This is a genomic window from Dysosmobacter acutus (assembly GCF_018919205.1).
Classification (GTDB): Bacteria; Bacillota; Clostridia; order Oscillospirales; family Oscillospiraceae; genus Oscillibacter; species Oscillibacter acutus.
In genome coordinates, this window is sequence record NZ_JAHLQN010000001.1 from 3,036,515 (window position 1) to 3,051,702 (window position 15,188).

Below are 15,188 nucleotides of genomic sequence, written 5' to 3' on the forward strand. Positions count from 1 at the left end.
ATCGTTCACTTTGCCGTTATGAGGATCCTTTCGTTACTGCGTGCTCGTAGAGGTACTCCGGAGCAATGTCAATATCGCCATCATTCCAGACGGTTACACCATAATCAATGTAGACACCGGCAAACGTGTGTTCATTTGCCAGCGGTGCAAATCCCGGCTCTTTTAGCAGCGGTGTGAAATCGAACACTTTTGCCTCTCCGGTTGTGAAGCGAAGCCATAGCTTGTGACCTACTAATGGGCGGACACCACAAACCTTGATACCAGGTTTCAGTTTTCCTGCATACGCAATTCCATCGAGAACATACATGATGCGATTCTCCTTACTTCAGTGGTTTCAAATCAAAGCTATTATCTGCTCATGTTAGTTCCTTTTAGTTCTGCCTAATAGAAGAAAACCGTAAGAGATATACAGTATTTTCGGTTTTACAGGCCATATTTTTCCCGCAGCATACGCAGCTCTTCCATGGCATCGGACACCATTCCCGTTTGAATGTCGGTTTCCGCTTCTGCAAGCTTTGCATAGACATCTTCCATAGGCGGCTTTCCTGTATGGGCTTCTGTCAGCTTGCCAAAGCCGCAGTCAGAGATAACATGTGGCATAAATGTCAGCTCCTTTCACGAAGCTACTGTACCACAATGATCACGCATCCGCAAACCCTTTATTGGTGAGGGCAGGAGTAAAGGATTATGCCGAAGGCTCCAGCCGGCGGCGCATATCGAACTCTTGCCCATCCGCATAGCCCATGGCTGCGTATTGATGGTTCATACTGCTTTGGGGCGAGATCTTATAACTGCTCCGCTTCATTTTGGAAACGGCATCCTCGACCGCCTGCGGCACGACCATGACCAATCCCCATTCCTGGTGTTCGGCCTCCTGCTTTTGGAAAGCGGCAGACAGCCCGCGGCAGAAGCCCCAGCCATAGGAATTGCACATCTCCCGAAGCGTCTTTGCGGGATATTCCTTTTGGGTACGGATCTGCCTGCATCGGCTTGCGATGCATTCGTAGGCATAGAGAAACGCCAGCTTGCAGAGCTTGAAGTCATCCTCCATGCCGATAAATCCGATCTCCGAAACCTTGCTGCCATGTACGGAACTCCGATAGGGCCTGCAGCAGTAATGTGCGGCAATGAGCGTGGAGAGGTAAACCGTCCACGGCGAAGAGAGCTTCGTGCAGGTGACGCCCACACACTCCTGAATCACCTTCTTGTTCTCCTGCGGCTCAATATCCTCCGGCATGAGCTTATGCTCCGCCATCAGACGCCGGGCCTGCAGCAGCGCGGCTTTGGCTTCCTCCTCGTAGGGGCTTTCCGCCAACGCAAGGAGTTTGGCGATCTTTTCCGTAATCTTTGACATAAACAACCACCTCTTATCCGGCCATGCGCCGGGCTCTGCGCTCGGCGTGTTTCTGCTTGAGCCGCGTATAGTCCCCTTCGTAACGCTGGCAGCCGACTTTGTTCAGGCGGCGCAGCGCGGCGGAGTGGAACTGAAAAACGGCGGCAGTCCTGCGGTTTACTCCGGTAAATACATCGGCATCGTAACGCTTGTAGTCCACGATGTAGCCCAGATCATTTTCCTCCATATAGTCCATGAAGGCGGTGCTGTCCACCTCCAGCATCTCGTCACAGAGAAATGCCTGATAACGGGGCAGCGGCTGACCAAGGTTCTGCGTCATGGTGATGCGCTCTCCGGCGTTGACCGGAAGAAGCTGCACCTTGATCGCCGGGGTATTCGGGTAGCATTCCACCTTAATGCGGTAGGTGTTGCCTTTATAGGTGCCGGATAAAATATCATTCATATCGGTTCACTTCCTTATCATCATTCTGACCGGGTGAAGAAGGCTTGTTGGCTTTTGCCTGCGCCTGCTCAAAACCGCGCTTGACAGCAAGAACCATTGCCTCCTCTCCCACATCGGCGTTGCGAGACTTTTTCTCCCGCAGCTTTTGGCACTTCCTCACGGCAGCATCGTAATCATAGCCGATGCCGCGTTGAAACTTGTCCGCGATCTGGCGGAGCTTTTCTGCCTGATATTCATAGGTTGCCCGGTGAAATCCGCCGAGCTCCCACTCGTCGCACACCGTCTCTAACAGCTTTGCGTAGTCCCGCAGAGCGTTGACGATTTTTACAATGTCACCGTAACAGGTTTTTACCTCGTGGGTGCCGCTGAGATCAAATACATGCAGCAGCACCTCTCTGGAAAGGCACCGCTCCAGATCAATGGATGCGGACAACTGCGGCTCATAGGTCGCAGATGGCAGCTCCAACGGCTGCTTGGCGGGCTCATTCATCTTCTGCGCACCGCTTTTCGGCGCTGCCGGATAATCTGCCGGCGAAACGGACACTCCAGGGGAATGGTATGGGGGACGCTCTGCCAGTTGTCCAACACCAGTTCATGGGAGATCTCGCAGATGCTGTCGCCCTCCCCAATATAGAGGCATTCTGAGCAGGTGTCCGGATTGCAGTATTTCATGTTGGGTAAACACTCCTTTCAAATCACTATGCGGATTTTTGGCCGTACCGCATCAGCGGTACGCTTCTCCATTTTGCGCAGGCGGCCTGCACCGTTCCGGGAAGGCGCAGAATACGCCAGCGCGTCATATTCGGCTGCCCCCGGCGCACACGCTCAAGCGGAGCTTTCGTTTCACAGATCGCACAGCGCAGCCAAGTGTGATGTCGGTTGGCAGTCCGAAACTCTAACACATACATTTTTCGACCTCCTGTTCCTTGGATAAAGTGAAAAGGCACAGCACCGCAACGGTACTGTGCCTTTCAACCAAAATGTTACGCCGCCTGCTCCACGACCGTCACCGGCACATCAGCCGCGACCGGCGAGGAGGGAGCCAGCAGGCAGTAATGGGAGTTCATCGTCTCAAAACGGATCTGCTGCGGCGTCACGCCATGAATGGCGATTACCTTAGAGGTGTGGAGATACCGCCCCTCTTCAAAGATGAGGGCGCGGCTGCCGACCTCCAGCGGATACATCAGGGTTCCGTGAACGATACGGATTTTTTTCATGGGTCACAACTCCTTCTGTTTGGTTTCTTTCTGCGCAAAATAGGCGCGGTACAACGCTTTCAGCCGATGCCGTACCCGCTTGACGCTCATGCCTTCCACCCGCGCGGTTTCCGTCAGACTGCACCCGTGCAGACGGTGGCGGATCAAAAGAGCCTGCTCTTCATCCGCAAGGAGAAACAGATCGTGCAGCAGCAATCTTGCCCGAAGTGCATCAAAGGCGTCGTCAGGCGGCGGATGCGCAGCCTGATAGGAAAACTCATGGCTTTGCCGCCGCTGCTCCTGACGCCGGAAGGTATTCAGGCTGCTGTTCATGGAGCGCCACGCAATCGTGGAGAAGCGGTATCTGTGCAGACTCTTTTCGGTAAAATAGCGTTGGACAGCGTGAAGATAGCCGATTGCCGCAATATCGTAATACTCCCGGATCTCCAGCTTCTTTTCCAGAAGAAATCCATAGATCAGGGCGTGGTACTGAGCGGAAAAGCGGCGCTGCGCTTCGGTCAAAGGGACGGGAACAGGGGCCTCCGGCGGAGGCCCTGTTTCCCGTTTTTCTTCCTCAATGCGGGGGATCGTATCAGGCGGGAAGTTCTTCCCGTTCTCCATCAATGACCGCCCCTAACGCAAAGTGCGCGCCGTTGTCAGGCAACTCCAGATGCGAGGCATCGCCGTCTCCGATGATGCTGGAGGCCGCGGCACCCGCCTGTGCCCTCTGCGCGTTGATGTCCTTGATCTGCGCCACAAAGCCATCCGCATAAGCGCGGATATGCGCCAGGTCTTCCCCGGCGAAATCGGCGATCTTAGTAAAGGTGGCGACGCAGTATTCGTGGCTGCCGCTGACGGCCTTCTTCAGCCCGATCCGCACCACGCCGGTACAAACCTTGCGGCGGCGGGAGAGGAACGCTTCATTGACGAAGCGGGTATAGGGCATCAGGCTGGTAGGCGGCAGCGCGATCTGAATGGGCATATACTCACCGCTGCGCAGCAGATAGAGCATTCTCATGTTCTTGCACGCCTTCCCCTTGTTGTTCCCATCGCTGCCGAACTGGTTGAGAACGCAGTCCGCGCAGGTGCCGCCGGGCTCACCGTAGCCGACCTTCCCATCGAAGGACTGGCACAGGGGCGGCTGGTCATCATCGTACTCGCTGCCCTCCGGCCAGTAGGCGTTGGAGTTGTGGCTGTAGAGAATGACACCCTCCAGATAGGGCGCATAGTCCGGCACATCCGGGTTTCCGGACGGGATCTCAAACTGCAGGTGCCCGCCGCCGGGGATCTTGATGCGGGTGAAGCTCAGGCGCAGGCCCTCCATATCGTCCGCAAGGTCTTCACTGGTGAAGTCGTCTCCGTCAAGAAGCTGCGGGATCTGGAAAAGGGTCTTGGTCTCCATCATGGTGTTGGTCTGTTCGTACATAATCGTATCCTCCTTAAAAATATTCCGACCGCTCAGGCGGCCAGCAGTTCCGTTCGGTTCATCTGCCGGAAGAGGGCGGGCGACATCGTCATAACGCTGTACCCGATCTCCTCCAGCTTCGTTGCCCGGTCATAGCTCTCAACATCCTGACTGAAGCGGGTCACGGCATTGGCGAGCCCGTAGAGGGAAAAATCGCCGCCGGTGATCAGATGCTCCAGAACGCCGTTGCTCTCGTCCTCCGTAATGCCGAAGCTGGAAGAAGCCAGCTTGACAATGGCAGGGAGCTGCTTGGTATCCAGCATGGCCTCCGTACTCTCCCGCATCCGGCTCACCACCTGGGCAAACCTTGCCTCAGAGATGGCGGCGCGGACGGTGTCCTTGATCTTCAGCACAAAGGCGTGGTCATCGGCCAACAGCGTTTCGTTGGAATAGATGGAAAAGTCCTCTTCGCTGGTCGCGGCACGCCCCACATGATTGCGGCGGGTTTTGGCGTCGTTGATCACCATGCCATTGGAGCACACCAAACGGTAGATCAGCGGCTGGATGGTAACGGAGCCCAGCCCTGTCTCACTGTTGGAGATGATGACGCCGGCCTGTACCACATCGCCCGGGACAACATCCGCCTGCAAGCGGGGATTGACCACCTTGATATACATGAAATCGTCGGTGATCTGCGTGCTGACGAACCGTGCCTCCGGCAGCTCCCCAATGACGGGCAGCGTTACACTGGCAATGTCCAGATTGTCAATGCGGCGGTAGCGGTTGCTGAGAAACGCGCGGGCGCAGCCATCCATCGTGCGGAGCGTCCGAAGCTCATTTTTCTGGGAGAACCAGTAGTTGGCGTTATAGGCCAAAAGCTCCGGCGCATCCGTGCGCATCAACTCATAATACTTCTGCGGAATGCCGAGATAGGTTCCCAGCTGGCGGTGCGCCGTCTGGCGAATATCCAGGGGCGTGATCTTATCCAGCCCATTCTCCGTGACACGGAGCTGCGGCGCGTCCGAGGTGACCGAGAGGGACAGGCTTCCGGTGTTCACCAGATAGTCCTGCTTGGCCTTGCTCTGACGCAGAAGCTCCTGCGCCATCTGCTGAATGGTAAGTCCGGTTTTCATTGTTGTTCCACATCCTTTCTCCGCCGCTCACCATGAGACGAGGATATCCGCGTCTCTTGCGTCGGCAGCGTAGCCTTCCTCCTCCAAAACCTTGACCAGCTGCGGCCAGTAGACCTTTTCAGGAAAGTCCAGAAAGGTTTCCTTTGCCGGTTCCGCTTCGTTTTCCTTGGCCTGCACAAAAACCTCACCGTTTTCCTGCACGGTCAGGCTGCTGTGGCCTCTGGAGTTCAAATCGGTGACCAGCGCCTCCAATACGGTGCGGCCACGTGTCTCAAACCATACGCGGGGGTTCACCGGCTGCCGGTTGGGCGGCAGGGCCTCCTGAACGCCGGGCATCAGCGGTGAGATCTTGACGAGGGAACAGCCGAGGTTTGCTTTCCGATCCAGCTCCACATCGGCGTAGTCATACTCCGGAATACCGTAGACGCGGATACGGGCCGTGCCGCCCTCCACCGCAAAGCGGGAGGGCTCATCCAGCCATTCCCAACGGGCGTTGGGATATGCGGCGTGGAGCATGGCGGTGATCCGGTAGTTTATATGGCACAGCAGCGCGTCTGCCAGTTGACCGCCGCCATTTGCCGCCGCTGTCTGCTCGCGGAGCCGAGCCTCTTTTGCGCGGTAGGCACGGTTATTGCGCCAGAGTGGAAGAGCCTGCGTCAAAAGCCACCACAGCAGCCAAAGGGCAAACACCGCCAGCAGCAGGGGAAGAAGCATCCGCCCGCGGACGAGCGCGAGAATGGCGATCACGATACCGATGAGAAGCGAGATACTGCTCCAAAAGGGAGATTCTTTTTTCATTTCAGTTGCCACCTTTCAAAAATAATCTGGAAAACAAAAAAAGAGGAACCGCGTATGTGTCCAGAATCTCTTAAAACACATCACGCGGTTCCTCTTTTTCACTTTGTCGGAATACGCTTATTCCGGCAGGCGTTCCCGATCTCCGTCCACGACCTCCACAGGAGGCAGCGGCGGCCGGGCAGCGCCGGGGCTTTGCTTTCGTGCGGGTCTCTGCGCTGTACGGGGAGGCTTTGTCTGCCATCCCGTCAGGCTGAGCTTCAGCCGCTTGTCCTTTTCGCTTCCGCCGTTTCTGGTACAGTCCACCAGCTCCAAAAAGCCTTGGACCCAGATGCGGGAATCCTTGTGAATCTCCGCATCCGCCAGCGACAGCGCAGCCGTTCCCCATGCCCAGACCTCAAAATACTGTCTGTTACCGGCATCCCTGCGCCCGATCCATTCGACCAGGCCGAAGGACACATAGGGGACTTGCCTGTGACTCATTTTCAGCTGAAGGTCATTGGTCACCCGACCGAAAACATGGACTTCTGCCATACAACTCCTTTCTGCCGCGAGGGCAATACTTATATATAAAAAGTGCCAGTAAAGCGGCAGATACCCAATAAGGGTACAGTCGTCCTACTGACACTTGCGTACAAACCTGACAGCGTGCGCAGGTGGATCGCTCCACACACGGATCTAAGTCCATGCCCCGATAAGGGAAATTGCGCAAAACTCATTTACAGGGGCATTGTACCACAGGATATAGCTCGTGTCAAGCAAGAAACACAATATATAGCATTTATTCGTGGCGTATTTTATAGATATTGTGTCTCGGCCTATTCTTTTACGAACAGACCGATGGGACAGATGTGGGTAAAACCGGGGGTGGAGATGTACCAGCAGCCGGGCCCCTCCGGTTCCCAGCTCATTTCTATGGTGATCTTCCGCCATCCATCCGGAAAGAGCGCGCAGAAAGTCTCACCGGCGTGGATGCCGCGGCCGTTGAGCAGCAGACGGGGGTGAGGATCGAAGTCCTCCGGGGCGGGCAGCTGAATTTGCCCCAACTTTTCCGTGTTCATAAGCAAGCTCCTTTCATTCTGTGCAGACGGGACAGGGGTAATCGCTGAGGTAGAACTGGAAGAATTCCGCATGTGGCGTGTTGTGCCAGAGGGTCAGTTCCATATAGACGCCTATTTCATCACAGCCGCCGAAGACGAGCCGGTGCCCATCACCGCCTGCCGCAAGAAACCATAGGAGTATGCTGGTGTAGGCTTCATCGTCCACACTTCCGGTATCCACAAGGCGGTGCACATCAACATCGGAGAGCTGCGGGTGTGAGAGAAAGTGACGCAAGAGGCTTTCCGGCAATTCCACAGTTTGCTGCAACGTAAGCCTGCGGGGCATTCGGCTCAATTCCCCGCGTTTAGTCACAGCGGTTCGGCGCGCTGTGCTCCCGTAGACTTCAATGACCTCCGGCGCTACGCTGTTCGGATTATCTTCACGCTGAATGCAGCCGTCTGTGCTTTTCAGGCAGAGCTGGTGTACACCATCGGTCACCCGCAGACCGACAGGAGAAGCTGCGGTAATACGGCAGCCAGAAAGATCAATATGACTGCTTAAAAAACGGAGTACATGACGCTGCCCAAAGGTTTTTGCAAAAGTCATTGTTGTAGATTCCTTTCTGCTTAGTAAATACGGAACGGTGCGCTGTTTTTTTGCAGGCAACAGCATATCCATCGTGGGAATTCGGAACTTTCTTACGCTTACTCATTGAATCTCTCCGTTTTTATGATATCTGAGCCTCCCTGTGCGGCAGCCTGACCGTCTATCTCCGATTCAACTCGGCACTCCCCAAGATCCTCCAGCCCCAACAGTGCGCCATGGGGGATCCTCGCTTCCGGCAGCGCGGCTCCGGGAGGGCTTTGAAGATAGACGCGGTAACTGCTGCCAATCAGAAATCTTTGACGACGATCCAGCAGGAGGTCATGCGCAGTGCCGGATTCATCCATCAGCCGGATATGCTGGTGACCGCCCAGGGGCGCCCGCCTGATAGCGACACACACGCCCTCCACCGTTTCATAGTCCCCATGACGAATCGCTTGAAACAGAAGAATACATCGAACGACCATACAGGATGCCAATAAGGTGCTGAGCGTCAGAAGCGTTGGGTCGTGCAGGGCAATGCGGCCTGCCAGCCCTATCAGGAAAATGACCGGCCCTGCGGCGGCGGATAAGAGCCACCGCCGCAGGATCGGAGCAGGCCAGTTTTCAAACCCGCTCATGCACAGGCCCTCTCAAAGATGACCTGCTTGCGAAGATAGAGATTGGCAACCGCCGCTGTCACAGACTGACAAGCTGCGGCAGTCCGCATTTCCGATACGATGTTGTCGCTGGTCGTCTCCTGATCTCCATACAGCAGCGCAAGCGTCTGCTGACTGCCGACGGTAGCCGAAATATCGCGTTCCGCGCATCGAATCAGTTCCGCCGTGGAAAGCGGCGCGCAGCGGCTGAGGGCCATAATGTGCCGTTCCGGCTCTGTGCGCCGATCCCGCCGAAAGAGCGCTGAAGCCGACCCAGGAGCCGTTCCGCTGCACAGCAGTTTCAGAAAGGTCACCACCTTCAGGGGAAAGCTGCTTGAGATGGGAACAACATAAAGCTCGCCGAGAAGGTCATAGAGCGCGTCAAAATCCGTCGTGCCGCTGCCCTTGGCAACAAGCCCCCGTGTTACGAGCCGGTCAAGGCAGTCTGAAAAGCTGCGCCGGGGGAAAAGCTCCATTCCGTTGGAGAGCTGTTCATAGAAGTCCTCTGCACGCTGCTGGTCTGTCAGCCGCCAGCACAGCGCAGTCCAAAGCGTCATCTCCTGCGGATCCATTCCGAACTCACGGTGATCCATGAGAATGACCGGATAACGCCGGCCCCCGCCATCGTTTCGGCAGCGGAAATGTCCCAGTGCCGTATAAAGTGTTTTTTCTGCCATACGAACTCCTCCTTATGCGCTCTTGATATCCTGTTCCGTGCAGGCGGTATAGAACTCCCGCACGATCCGCTCCCGGCGCAGCTTTTCCGCCGCCCGTGAGATACAGGCTCCGATGTAGTTTGGTTTCTTTTGATACAGTTTGGCAATGTCCGCGCAGCTGTAGCCTCTGACCCGCAGCTCCATCGCTTCGATCCCAAGCCGGGCGGTGCCGTGGTAGCGGTTCCTGAAATGGGAGAGCAGGGCGTCGGAGGAAACCTCAGAGATCAGATCTTCTGTATGAAAAGGGCTGACCGGCTCCGGCGCTCCCATCTCGGCAAAAGCGTCCAGCGACAACAACGGCAGATTTTTTCGCGCGGATTGGATCTCACGGCAGCGATCCAGCAAATAATTTCGGATAACGGTTCTGGCGTAAGCGGGAAATGCTCCCATTTCCTCCCGGTAAGAAACCGCCGCGCGGCAAAGCGCGATACAGCCTTCCTGGTACAGATCATCATGTCCCATGCCGTCCACCGTCTCATTGGTCTTGATGCTGCGGCGAAGCACCTGTTCTACCAGCGCAAGGTGCTCTTCCACTCTCCGGCGCTGGAGATCGTTCAAGGTAAATTCCATACTCATGTTTTCCCTTCTTTCTATGTTTGATTTTGCTATGCCGCTCTTGCTGCGGCGGCGCGAAACCTGCGGCTGAGCGCAATGACCTCGTCACAGCGCGCAGCGGAGAATTTAGCGATATGCGCATCCTCGGCGGGAAGCCCCATAGACAGCTGCAGCAGGCGGTAGGCTTCTTTTCGGCTCATGATGCCATTCTTCCAGAGACTGTCCAGGGCCACATGCGCATCGTGCCGCTTTTTCCGCAGGGCCTTATCCGCCAGCGTCCCCATGGGCAGCATCGTTTTCCGGTGCGCGGCCACATAGCAGTCACAGGCGGGATACCGCCCGCAGACATAGTATTTGGCATCGGGGTCCGGGGCCTTGTCACCGTAGACCACGCTGGCCGGGCGAAGATACGCCCTGGAACCACAGGCAGGGCAGGTAATATTGATTCGTTTCATGCAAGATCTCCTTTCTGTTTCTGGTGTTTGGAAATGAGGGTGCAAAGTGATGAACTCGCAAGGTATTCCATCGGACACTGCTCGGAACTGCTCATTTCCCAGGTCAGGTATCTGGAAAAGAGGGATGAGAAGGCGTCCTTGCTGAGCGTTCCGATGCAATCGCCCGAATCGATCCGCTCCCCGGTTTCCTCTTCAAACTCCCGAACGCCGACAAGCAACGGCGCGCCATCCTGTCGGATCGCCGCGAGACAACCGGAACGGTCAACCTTGCAGGGATGTGGGCACGGCCCACAGGGGACATAAATGGCGTTACGCCAGTTTCCTTTGCAGCTGAACAGCAGTTCATACAGGTTTCGTTTGATTTGATCCATGGGAGCCTCCTTAAAAATCCCTCGTAGTATTACGCGCCGCTCAAGGGGGGTATCGTCCCCTTAAAATTTGAACTTTTTGTAAAGAATAGAAAAAGCGGCCCGCATATAGCAGACCGCTTGACAGTATCAGAAAATTGCGTATAATATAAACAAGATTATCATAATATGATTTATCATAAATCGATCGCAGATGCTGGAGGTGGCACAGGTGAACTTTATCGGACGAAAAGAAGAATTGAATACGCTGGAAAAGGAATTCCGCCGGGATGGCAGCTTTGTTGTGATCTACGGACGGCGCCGTATCGGAAAGACAACGCTGATCAAAGAATTCATCAAAGATAAGCAGGCATTTTATTTCCTTGCGACGGAGGAAGTGGAGTCCCAGAGCATGAAGCGTCTTGCCGGCGTGGTAGCCCGGGTCACTGGAAATTCCATGCTGCAGAGGGTCACTTTCACAGACTGGCTGGATCTGTTCCGGGAGATCGCCAACTATCGCCCGGAGGAAAAGAAGGTGCTGGTCATTGACGAGTTTCCGTATTTGGTTAAGACGAACGCGGCCTTTCCGTCCATTCTGCAAAATGCCTGGGACGAGATCCTGAAGGACAGTAATATTATGCTGATCCTCTGCGGGTCGCTGATCAGCATGATGCAGAAGCACGCCCTTTCTCACGACAGCCCGCTCTATGGCCGGCGCAGCGCGCAGATCCGCTTGAAGCCGCTGCCGTTTACAGACCTCTATGCCGTGCAGGGACAGCCGTTCTCTCAGGCGGTGGAGCAGTATTCCGTAACGGGCGGCGTCCCGAAATATCTGGAGTTTTTTGAGCCCGGGGAAGACCTCTACCGTCAGATTCAGGAAGTTGTACTGTCCAAGAACGGATTTCTCTATGAGGAGCCGAACTTCCTACTGAAAGACGAGGTACAGTCCGCCAACAGCTATTTCTCCATCATTCGCGCTATTGCGGACGGCAATCACAAGCTGGGCAAGATCGCGGGTGCCCTGAGCATGGAGACATCTTCGCTGACGCCCTACCTCTCCACGCTGATCGATCTGGACTTTCTGAAAAAGGCGACGCCGGTCACAGAGAAGAATCCGGAGAAGTCCCGAAAGGGCCTCTACTTCATTTCAGATAATTTCATCCGCTTCTGGTTCCGTTATGTCTATCCCTACAAGGGAGAGCTGGAACTGGACAATCAGCAGATCGTTCTGGACGAGTTGGAGAAGGACTTTATTCAGAAATTCGTTGCCTTCTCCTACGAGGACGTCTGCAAAGATATCTTTGCCTCCCTGTGCCGGAGCAAGGCGGTGGACTTCGTGCCCTCCCGCATCGGCTCCTACTGGCTCAATGACATCAACGGCGATACGGAGATCGATGTGATGGCGGTGGATCACCAGAAGAAGCAGGTATTCGCCGGGGAGTGCAAGTACCACAATAAGCCGGTGGATGCGACGGTCTATTATGAACTGGAGGAGAAGGTAAAAAAGTCTGCGGAGTTGCGCACGGCTTTCCCTGGGTATAAGATACTGTACGGTCTGTTTTCCAAGAGCGGCTTCACGCAGCGGATGCTCGATCAGGCTGAAGGACGGGATGATATTCTGCTGATTCAAGAAGACCACATTTTATAAATAGCCGAAGCGGCTGCACACGGCTTTCCCTGCATAGTCTGCTTCTTTTGTGCGCATTAAAACGCATTAGGGAATACGCAAGGACTAACGCTTGACTTTTTGCGTATAATAGAATACAATTGCATTGTAAACCAATACAATTATATTTGGAAGGAGTGCTTTTATGTCTACAAGTGTTATGCAGGTGCGTGTTGACGATGATCTCCGCGCCAAGGCTGCCGCTGTCTACGATGAACTCGGCATCGATCTTCCCACCGCTATCCGAATGTTTTTGAAACGCTCTGTCGTGGTAAATGGCGTTCCCTTTTCCATGACGCTGCCCAAGCAGGAATACAGAGCTGAGCGGGCGATCCGCGCCGTGCAAAGCCTGAGTGAAGCCGCACAGCAGAACGGCACGGCTGATATGTCGCTGGATGAGATCAATGCTGAAATTGCAGCGTCCCGGGCTGACCGGGCGTCAAGAAATGCTCGGAACGGAGCATAACCATGAAATACTATGTTGTGCTTGATACGAATGTAGTAGTTTCCGCTCTGTTTAACATTTCCTCCGTTCCCGGTATTATTCTGCAAGAAGCTCTTGCGGGGCGTGTAATTCCTCTGCTGCATGAGGATATTCTGGACGAATACAACGATGTTCTGCACCGCCCTAAATTTAAGTTTGACCGCCGGGACATCGAAATTGCGCTGACAGGCTTGATTAAGCGAGGTATCTTTTTGGATGCTGCCACGATTGAGGACTATGTCCCCGACCCCGATGATGCAATTTTCTATGAGGTGGTTATGGAAGCAAGAGAAACTACCGACGCTTATCTTGTAACCGGCAACATCAAGCATTTCCCGGTCAAGCCCTATGTGGTCACACCAAAAGAGATGCTGGAAATCCTGAACGAAAATGAACGCTGATTAGATTATTTCATCGTGGCATTGTTAGAGAGGCACCTCAGAGATGAGGTGTCTCTTGCTATATTTGTCAGCAGTTTCAGCCGATGATCCAAAACGGCCCGCCGGCGCCGGCACGTCTGCTGGCCTCGTTCAGAATGATGGACAGCTCCCAGACTTTTTGACTACGCCGGTAACTGGCGGGATCGGCCACGAGGATCTTTTCATCCTGCACGCCCCGCAGCACGATAAAATGCCCTGACTTCGTGAAATGCCCCTTGGTCATCAGAGCCACGACCAGCTTTCCGTCTGCCAGGGCATCCAGAATGCGCTGCGGTTCCGAAGCGGTACACCCTTCAACGGAAAGTCCCCACGCCTGTGCTGCGCCGGGGATCAAAGTGTGGTAGGAGCCGCTTTTGCTGCACCAATAGCCATGCTCATAGGCCCACCGTGCCATTTGGACCGGGTCAACCGTCTCACTGGTCAGCGAGGAAACCACAATAGCCATGGAAGTTGGCCCGCAGCCATACCCCCCAATATGGTCAGTGCCATAAGGCTGATTGGCATAGCGTTCATCCAGCTGGTTGAAGTAGATGACCTCCGTTTCCCCATCGGTAAAGCGCACATCGCCAAGAGCTGTAATGGTGTTGGTGGAGGGAGCGTATTGGAACAGGCCGTCGCCGAGAAACAGGCTGAGATTTTCCGCATAATTTTCTGCCAGACCTTTCTGTTCGTCAGTCAATGCAAAAATGGTGTCCGCAAAATAGGCTTCACCATTATAGCGGATCGTGTAGATGTACCATGTCTCCGCCGTATCTTCCTCGCCGTCCTCCTCCGCAGGGACAGTACGCACCTCCATTGTTCGGCTGAAGCTGTAAAGGTGCGTGAGGCCCGCACGCAGGATCTGCTCCATGTCGGTGAGGGAGATGGCGGCAAAGTCCAGATTTTTCGCCGCACAGTATTGAGAGATAAACAGGTTGGCATTGCTGATGAGATCCCCCTCATAGGGATTGACTACTTCATAGTGATCCCCGCCTGTTCCGGCGAAATCGTTGGCGATGCGCTCCTGCACATTCTCAATGCCTTCTCCGAGAATCTGATTGATTGCAAAGGCAGCCTGATTCATATTTTCCGTAATGGCCGCATTATCGTTAAGGATCGGCTGCCCAGCTGCTCCGGACACTCCGCTGTCCGTCAGGCTTCCAAAGATAATCCCCGGCAGGAGCAAAATAAAAAGCAGCGGCAGCGCCAGTAACACCAGCGCGGCCACCGCTATTTTCCCGATATGCTTTCGTGCGGACAATGCTGCTCCTATGGCAGCTCCATAGGGCCCGCCTGCCGCAGCGCCCTTTGCCGCGGCGGAAATGGCCTTGCCGGTTCGTACTGCCTGCATGGTATTGGATGCAACAGAAGCTGCCTCATCCAGTCCGGTATGGTTATGTTCGCTCATGGTCGTATCCTTTCCAGTCTAAAGGTGGCGCCTGCATCATTTGCGGCAGGCTTTTTTTGCGTGGCAGATCGGAACCTTCAAAAATCCACACTTCTCAATCCGAACAGTCTGTGGTAGAATACCCCTCGTGTGCGATAGGAGGGGAAGAATATTGTTTTATACGCAGGAAGAATCCGCTGTTTTAGGCGGCTTTCTCAGCAGCTACTTGAATCGTGACTCTGCATCAGACCATGTCCGAGATGCGTTCGCACGGTTTCAAGTCGGATTGGAACGGGGCTGTTTGCAAAAATCGGAGCTGCAATGGGCCGAACAAATGCTGCTTGCCCTAAAGCCGCTCTGGTGGGAAGAGTGGGAAGATCACCGTGCCTTGATGAGTGCGCTGCTCAAGACACAGGCACTTCTGCGCTCCGATGAATGAGGTTTCCCGCAGACATGAAAAAAGCCCCTGCTGCACGCAGGAGCCAGCATATAAGAATGGCCCTTGACTGCTTTCGTGTTCCGCAGTCAAGGGTCATTCTATGTAAGTCTTGG

Annotated in this window: 24 protein-coding genes; 4 read left to right on the top strand and 20 right to left on the bottom strand. The window is 54.9% G+C overall.

Annotated features, from left to right (window positions below; genetic code table 11):
• Window positions 1-16 precede the first annotated feature (16 nt).
• The 19 genes from KQI82_RS14825 to KQI82_RS14915 form a co-directional block, all read right to left on the bottom strand.
• On the bottom strand, window positions 17-307 hold the full coding sequence (locus KQI82_RS14825; protein WP_216633458.1) for a DUF2442 domain-containing protein: 291 nt from the start codon (window positions 305-307) through the stop codon (window positions 17-19).
• Window positions 308-423: 116 nt separating this feature from the next.
• The gene (locus tag KQI82_RS14830; RefSeq protein ID WP_216633459.1) at window positions 424-600 is read right to left on the bottom strand and encodes a hypothetical protein; all 177 of its coding nucleotides are present in this window, start codon (window positions 598-600) and stop codon (window positions 424-426) included.
• 85 nt (window positions 601-685) lie between these two features.
• Entirely contained in the window at window positions 686-1,354 is a 669-nt protein-coding gene (locus KQI82_RS14835) for a DUF2786 domain-containing protein (RefSeq protein ID WP_216633460.1), read from the bottom strand.
• Between the two features lie 13 nt (window positions 1,355-1,367).
• A complete protein-coding gene (locus KQI82_RS14840) occupies window positions 1,368-1,796 on the bottom strand; it encodes a hypothetical protein (protein WP_216633461.1) in 429 nt (142 codons plus the stop codon).
• Window positions 1,789-2,286 carry a hypothetical protein gene (locus KQI82_RS14845; protein ID WP_216633462.1) on the bottom strand — a complete coding sequence of 166 codons (498 nt, stop codon included), beginning with the start codon at window positions 2,284-2,286 and terminating at the stop codon, window positions 1,789-1,791. The genes KQI82_RS14840 and KQI82_RS14845 overlap by 8 nt, the downstream gene beginning before the upstream one ends.
• The gene (locus KQI82_RS14850; RefSeq protein WP_216633463.1) at window positions 2,283-2,468 is read right to left on the bottom strand and encodes a hypothetical protein; all 186 of its coding nucleotides are present in this window, start codon (window positions 2,466-2,468) and stop codon (window positions 2,283-2,285) included. The genes KQI82_RS14845 and KQI82_RS14850 overlap by 4 nt, the downstream gene beginning before the upstream one ends.
• Before the next feature lie 311 nt (window positions 2,469-2,779).
• Entirely contained in the window at window positions 2,780-3,013 is a 234-nt protein-coding gene (locus tag KQI82_RS14855; RefSeq protein WP_216633464.1) for a hypothetical protein, read from the bottom strand.
• Between the two features lie 3 nt (window positions 3,014-3,016).
• A complete protein-coding gene (locus tag KQI82_RS14860) occupies window positions 3,017-3,613 on the bottom strand; it encodes a sigma-70 RNA polymerase sigma factor region 4 domain-containing protein (protein ID WP_216633465.1) in 597 nt (198 codons plus the stop codon).
• Entirely contained in the window at window positions 3,585-4,418 is an 834-nt protein-coding gene (locus tag KQI82_RS14865) for a hypothetical protein (RefSeq protein WP_216633466.1), read from the bottom strand. The genes KQI82_RS14860 and KQI82_RS14865 overlap by 29 nt, the downstream gene beginning before the upstream one ends.
• Before the next feature lie 32 nt (window positions 4,419-4,450).
• Complete coding sequence (locus KQI82_RS14870; RefSeq protein ID WP_216633467.1) at window positions 4,451-5,530, bottom strand: DUF932 domain-containing protein; 1,080 nt, start codon at window positions 5,528-5,530, stop codon at window positions 4,451-4,453.
• A 27-nt stretch (window positions 5,531-5,557) separates the two neighbouring features.
• Window positions 5,558-6,328: a hypothetical protein gene (locus tag KQI82_RS14875; RefSeq protein ID WP_216633468.1), complete on the bottom strand. Its 771-nt coding sequence runs from the start codon at window positions 6,326-6,328 to the stop codon at window positions 5,558-5,560.
• Window positions 6,329-6,445: 117 nt separating this feature from the next.
• A complete protein-coding gene (locus KQI82_RS14880) occupies window positions 6,446-6,859 on the bottom strand; it encodes a single-stranded DNA-binding protein (protein ID WP_216633469.1) in 414 nt (137 codons plus the stop codon).
• 284 nt (window positions 6,860-7,143) lie between these two features.
• Window positions 7,144-7,386: a hypothetical protein gene (locus KQI82_RS14885; RefSeq protein WP_241426729.1), complete on the bottom strand. Its 243-nt coding sequence runs from the start codon at window positions 7,384-7,386 to the stop codon at window positions 7,144-7,146.
• A gap of 13 nt (window positions 7,387-7,399) precedes the next feature.
• Window positions 7,400-8,044: a hypothetical protein gene (locus KQI82_RS14890; protein WP_216633471.1), complete on the bottom strand. Its 645-nt coding sequence runs from the start codon at window positions 8,042-8,044 to the stop codon at window positions 7,400-7,402.
• 26 nt (window positions 8,045-8,070) lie between these two features.
• Window positions 8,071-8,589: a hypothetical protein gene (locus tag KQI82_RS14895; protein WP_216633472.1), complete on the bottom strand. Its 519-nt coding sequence runs from the start codon at window positions 8,587-8,589 to the stop codon at window positions 8,071-8,073.
• A complete protein-coding gene (locus tag KQI82_RS14900; RefSeq protein ID WP_216633473.1) occupies window positions 8,586-9,284 on the bottom strand; it encodes a hypothetical protein in 699 nt (232 codons plus the stop codon). Before KQI82_RS14900 ends, KQI82_RS14895 begins: the two co-directional genes overlap by 4 nt.
• 12 nt (window positions 9,285-9,296) lie before the next feature.
• On the bottom strand, window positions 9,297-9,893 hold the full coding sequence (locus KQI82_RS14905; RefSeq protein WP_216633474.1) for a sigma-70 family RNA polymerase sigma factor: 597 nt from the start codon (window positions 9,891-9,893) through the stop codon (window positions 9,297-9,299).
• Window positions 9,894-9,928: 35 nt separating this feature from the next.
• Window positions 9,929-10,333 (bottom strand): zinc-finger-containing protein, encoded by a 405-nt coding sequence (locus KQI82_RS14910; protein ID WP_216633475.1) that lies wholly within the window; start codon window positions 10,331-10,333, stop codon window positions 9,929-9,931.
• A complete protein-coding gene (locus KQI82_RS14915; protein WP_216633476.1) occupies window positions 10,330-10,704 on the bottom strand; it encodes a hypothetical protein in 375 nt (124 codons plus the stop codon). Before KQI82_RS14915 ends, KQI82_RS14910 begins: the two co-directional genes overlap by 4 nt.
• Before the next feature lie 208 nt (window positions 10,705-10,912).
• Here KQI82_RS14915 and KQI82_RS14920 point away from each other — a divergent pair, with 208 nt between their 5' ends.
• The 3 genes from KQI82_RS14920 to KQI82_RS14930 all read left to right on the top strand — a co-directional run bounded on the left by KQI82_RS14920 (window position 10,913) and on the right by KQI82_RS14930 (window position 13,231).
• Window positions 10,913-12,328 carry an ATP-binding protein gene (locus KQI82_RS14920; protein WP_216633477.1) on the top strand — a complete coding sequence of 472 codons (1,416 nt, stop codon included), beginning with the start codon at window positions 10,913-10,915 and terminating at the stop codon, window positions 12,326-12,328.
• Window positions 12,329-12,491: 163 nt separating this feature from the next.
• Window positions 12,492-12,812: a type II toxin-antitoxin system RelB/DinJ family antitoxin gene (locus tag KQI82_RS14925; RefSeq protein ID WP_130848650.1), complete on the top strand. Its 321-nt coding sequence runs from the start codon at window positions 12,492-12,494 to the stop codon at window positions 12,810-12,812.
• A 2-nt stretch (window positions 12,813-12,814) separates the two neighbouring features.
• A complete protein-coding gene (locus KQI82_RS14930; RefSeq protein WP_216633478.1) occupies window positions 12,815-13,231 on the top strand; it encodes a putative toxin-antitoxin system toxin component, PIN family in 417 nt (138 codons plus the stop codon).
• Window positions 13,232-13,307: 76 nt separating this feature from the next.
• On the opposite strand, the gene KQI82_RS14935 is transcribed toward KQI82_RS14930, so the two are convergent.
• Window positions 13,308-14,657, bottom strand: a complete 1,350-nt coding sequence (locus KQI82_RS14935; protein WP_216633479.1) for a C39 family peptidase — start codon at window positions 14,655-14,657, stop codon at window positions 13,308-13,310.
• Between the two features lie 151 nt (window positions 14,658-14,808).
• Between KQI82_RS14935 and KQI82_RS14940 the strand changes: the two genes are divergently transcribed.
• The gene (locus KQI82_RS14940; protein ID WP_216633480.1) at window positions 14,809-15,075 is read left to right on the top strand and encodes a hypothetical protein; all 267 of its coding nucleotides are present in this window, start codon (window positions 14,809-14,811) and stop codon (window positions 15,073-15,075) included.
• Window positions 15,076-15,188 lie beyond the last annotated feature (113 nt).

Excerpts from the sequence above, each read along its gene's own strand:
- KQI82_RS14825 (WP_216633458.1), bottom strand. The coding sequence starts at position 307 with ATGTATGTTCTCGATGGAATTGCGTATGCAGGAAAACTGAAACCTGGT.
- KQI82_RS14830 (WP_216633459.1), bottom strand. The coding sequence starts at position 600 with ATGCCACATGTTATCTCTGACTGCGGCTTTGGCAAGCTGACAGAAGCC.
- KQI82_RS14835 (WP_216633460.1), bottom strand. The coding sequence starts at position 1,354 with ATGTCAAAGATTACGGAAAAGATCGCCAAACTCCTTGCGTTGGCGGAA.
- KQI82_RS14840 (WP_216633461.1), bottom strand. The coding sequence starts at position 1,796 with ATGAATGATATTTTATCCGGCACCTATAAAGGCAACACCTACCGCATT.
- KQI82_RS14845 (WP_216633462.1), bottom strand. The coding sequence starts at position 2,286 with ATGAATGAGCCCGCCAAGCAGCCGTTGGAGCTGCCATCTGCGACCTAT.
- KQI82_RS14850 (WP_216633463.1), bottom strand. The coding sequence starts at position 2,468 with ATGAAATACTGCAATCCGGACACCTGCTCAGAATGCCTCTATATTGGG.
- KQI82_RS14855 (WP_216633464.1), bottom strand. The coding sequence starts at position 3,013 with ATGAAAAAAATCCGTATCGTTCACGGAACCCTGATGTATCCGCTGGAG.
- KQI82_RS14860 (WP_216633465.1), bottom strand. The coding sequence starts at position 3,613 with ATGGAGAACGGGAAGAACTTCCCGCCTGATACGATCCCCCGCATTGAG.
- KQI82_RS14865 (WP_216633466.1), bottom strand. The coding sequence starts at position 4,418 with ATGTACGAACAGACCAACACCATGATGGAGACCAAGACCCTTTTCCAG.
- KQI82_RS14870 (WP_216633467.1), bottom strand. The coding sequence starts at position 5,530 with ATGAAAACCGGACTTACCATTCAGCAGATGGCGCAGGAGCTTCTGCGT.
- KQI82_RS14875 (WP_216633468.1), bottom strand. The coding sequence starts at position 6,328 with ATGAAAAAAGAATCTCCCTTTTGGAGCAGTATCTCGCTTCTCATCGGT.
- KQI82_RS14880 (WP_216633469.1), bottom strand. The coding sequence starts at position 6,859 with ATGGCAGAAGTCCATGTTTTCGGTCGGGTGACCAATGACCTTCAGCTG.
- KQI82_RS14885 (WP_241426729.1), bottom strand. The coding sequence starts at position 7,386 with ATGAACACGGAAAAGTTGGGGCAAATTCAGCTGCCCGCCCCGGAGGAC.
- KQI82_RS14890 (WP_216633471.1), bottom strand. The coding sequence starts at position 8,044 with ATGGATATGCTGTTGCCTGCAAAAAAACAGCGCACCGTTCCGTATTTA.
- KQI82_RS14895 (WP_216633472.1), bottom strand. The coding sequence starts at position 8,589 with ATGAGCGGGTTTGAAAACTGGCCTGCTCCGATCCTGCGGCGGTGGCTC.
- KQI82_RS14900 (WP_216633473.1), bottom strand. The coding sequence starts at position 9,284 with ATGGCAGAAAAAACACTTTATACGGCACTGGGACATTTCCGCTGCCGA.
- KQI82_RS14905 (WP_216633474.1), bottom strand. The coding sequence starts at position 9,893 with ATGGAATTTACCTTGAACGATCTCCAGCGCCGGAGAGTGGAAGAGCAC.
- KQI82_RS14910 (WP_216633475.1), bottom strand. The coding sequence starts at position 10,333 with ATGAAACGAATCAATATTACCTGCCCTGCCTGTGGTTCCAGGGCGTAT.
- KQI82_RS14915 (WP_216633476.1), bottom strand. The coding sequence starts at position 10,704 with ATGGATCAAATCAAACGAAACCTGTATGAACTGCTGTTCAGCTGCAAA.
- KQI82_RS14925 (WP_130848650.1), top strand. The coding sequence starts at position 12,492 with ATGTCTACAAGTGTTATGCAGGTGCGTGTTGACGATGATCTCCGCGCC.
- KQI82_RS14930 (WP_216633478.1), top strand. The coding sequence starts at position 12,815 with ATGAAATACTATGTTGTGCTTGATACGAATGTAGTAGTTTCCGCTCTG.
- KQI82_RS14935 (WP_216633479.1), bottom strand. The coding sequence starts at position 14,657 with ATGAGCGAACATAACCATACCGGACTGGATGAGGCAGCTTCTGTTGCA.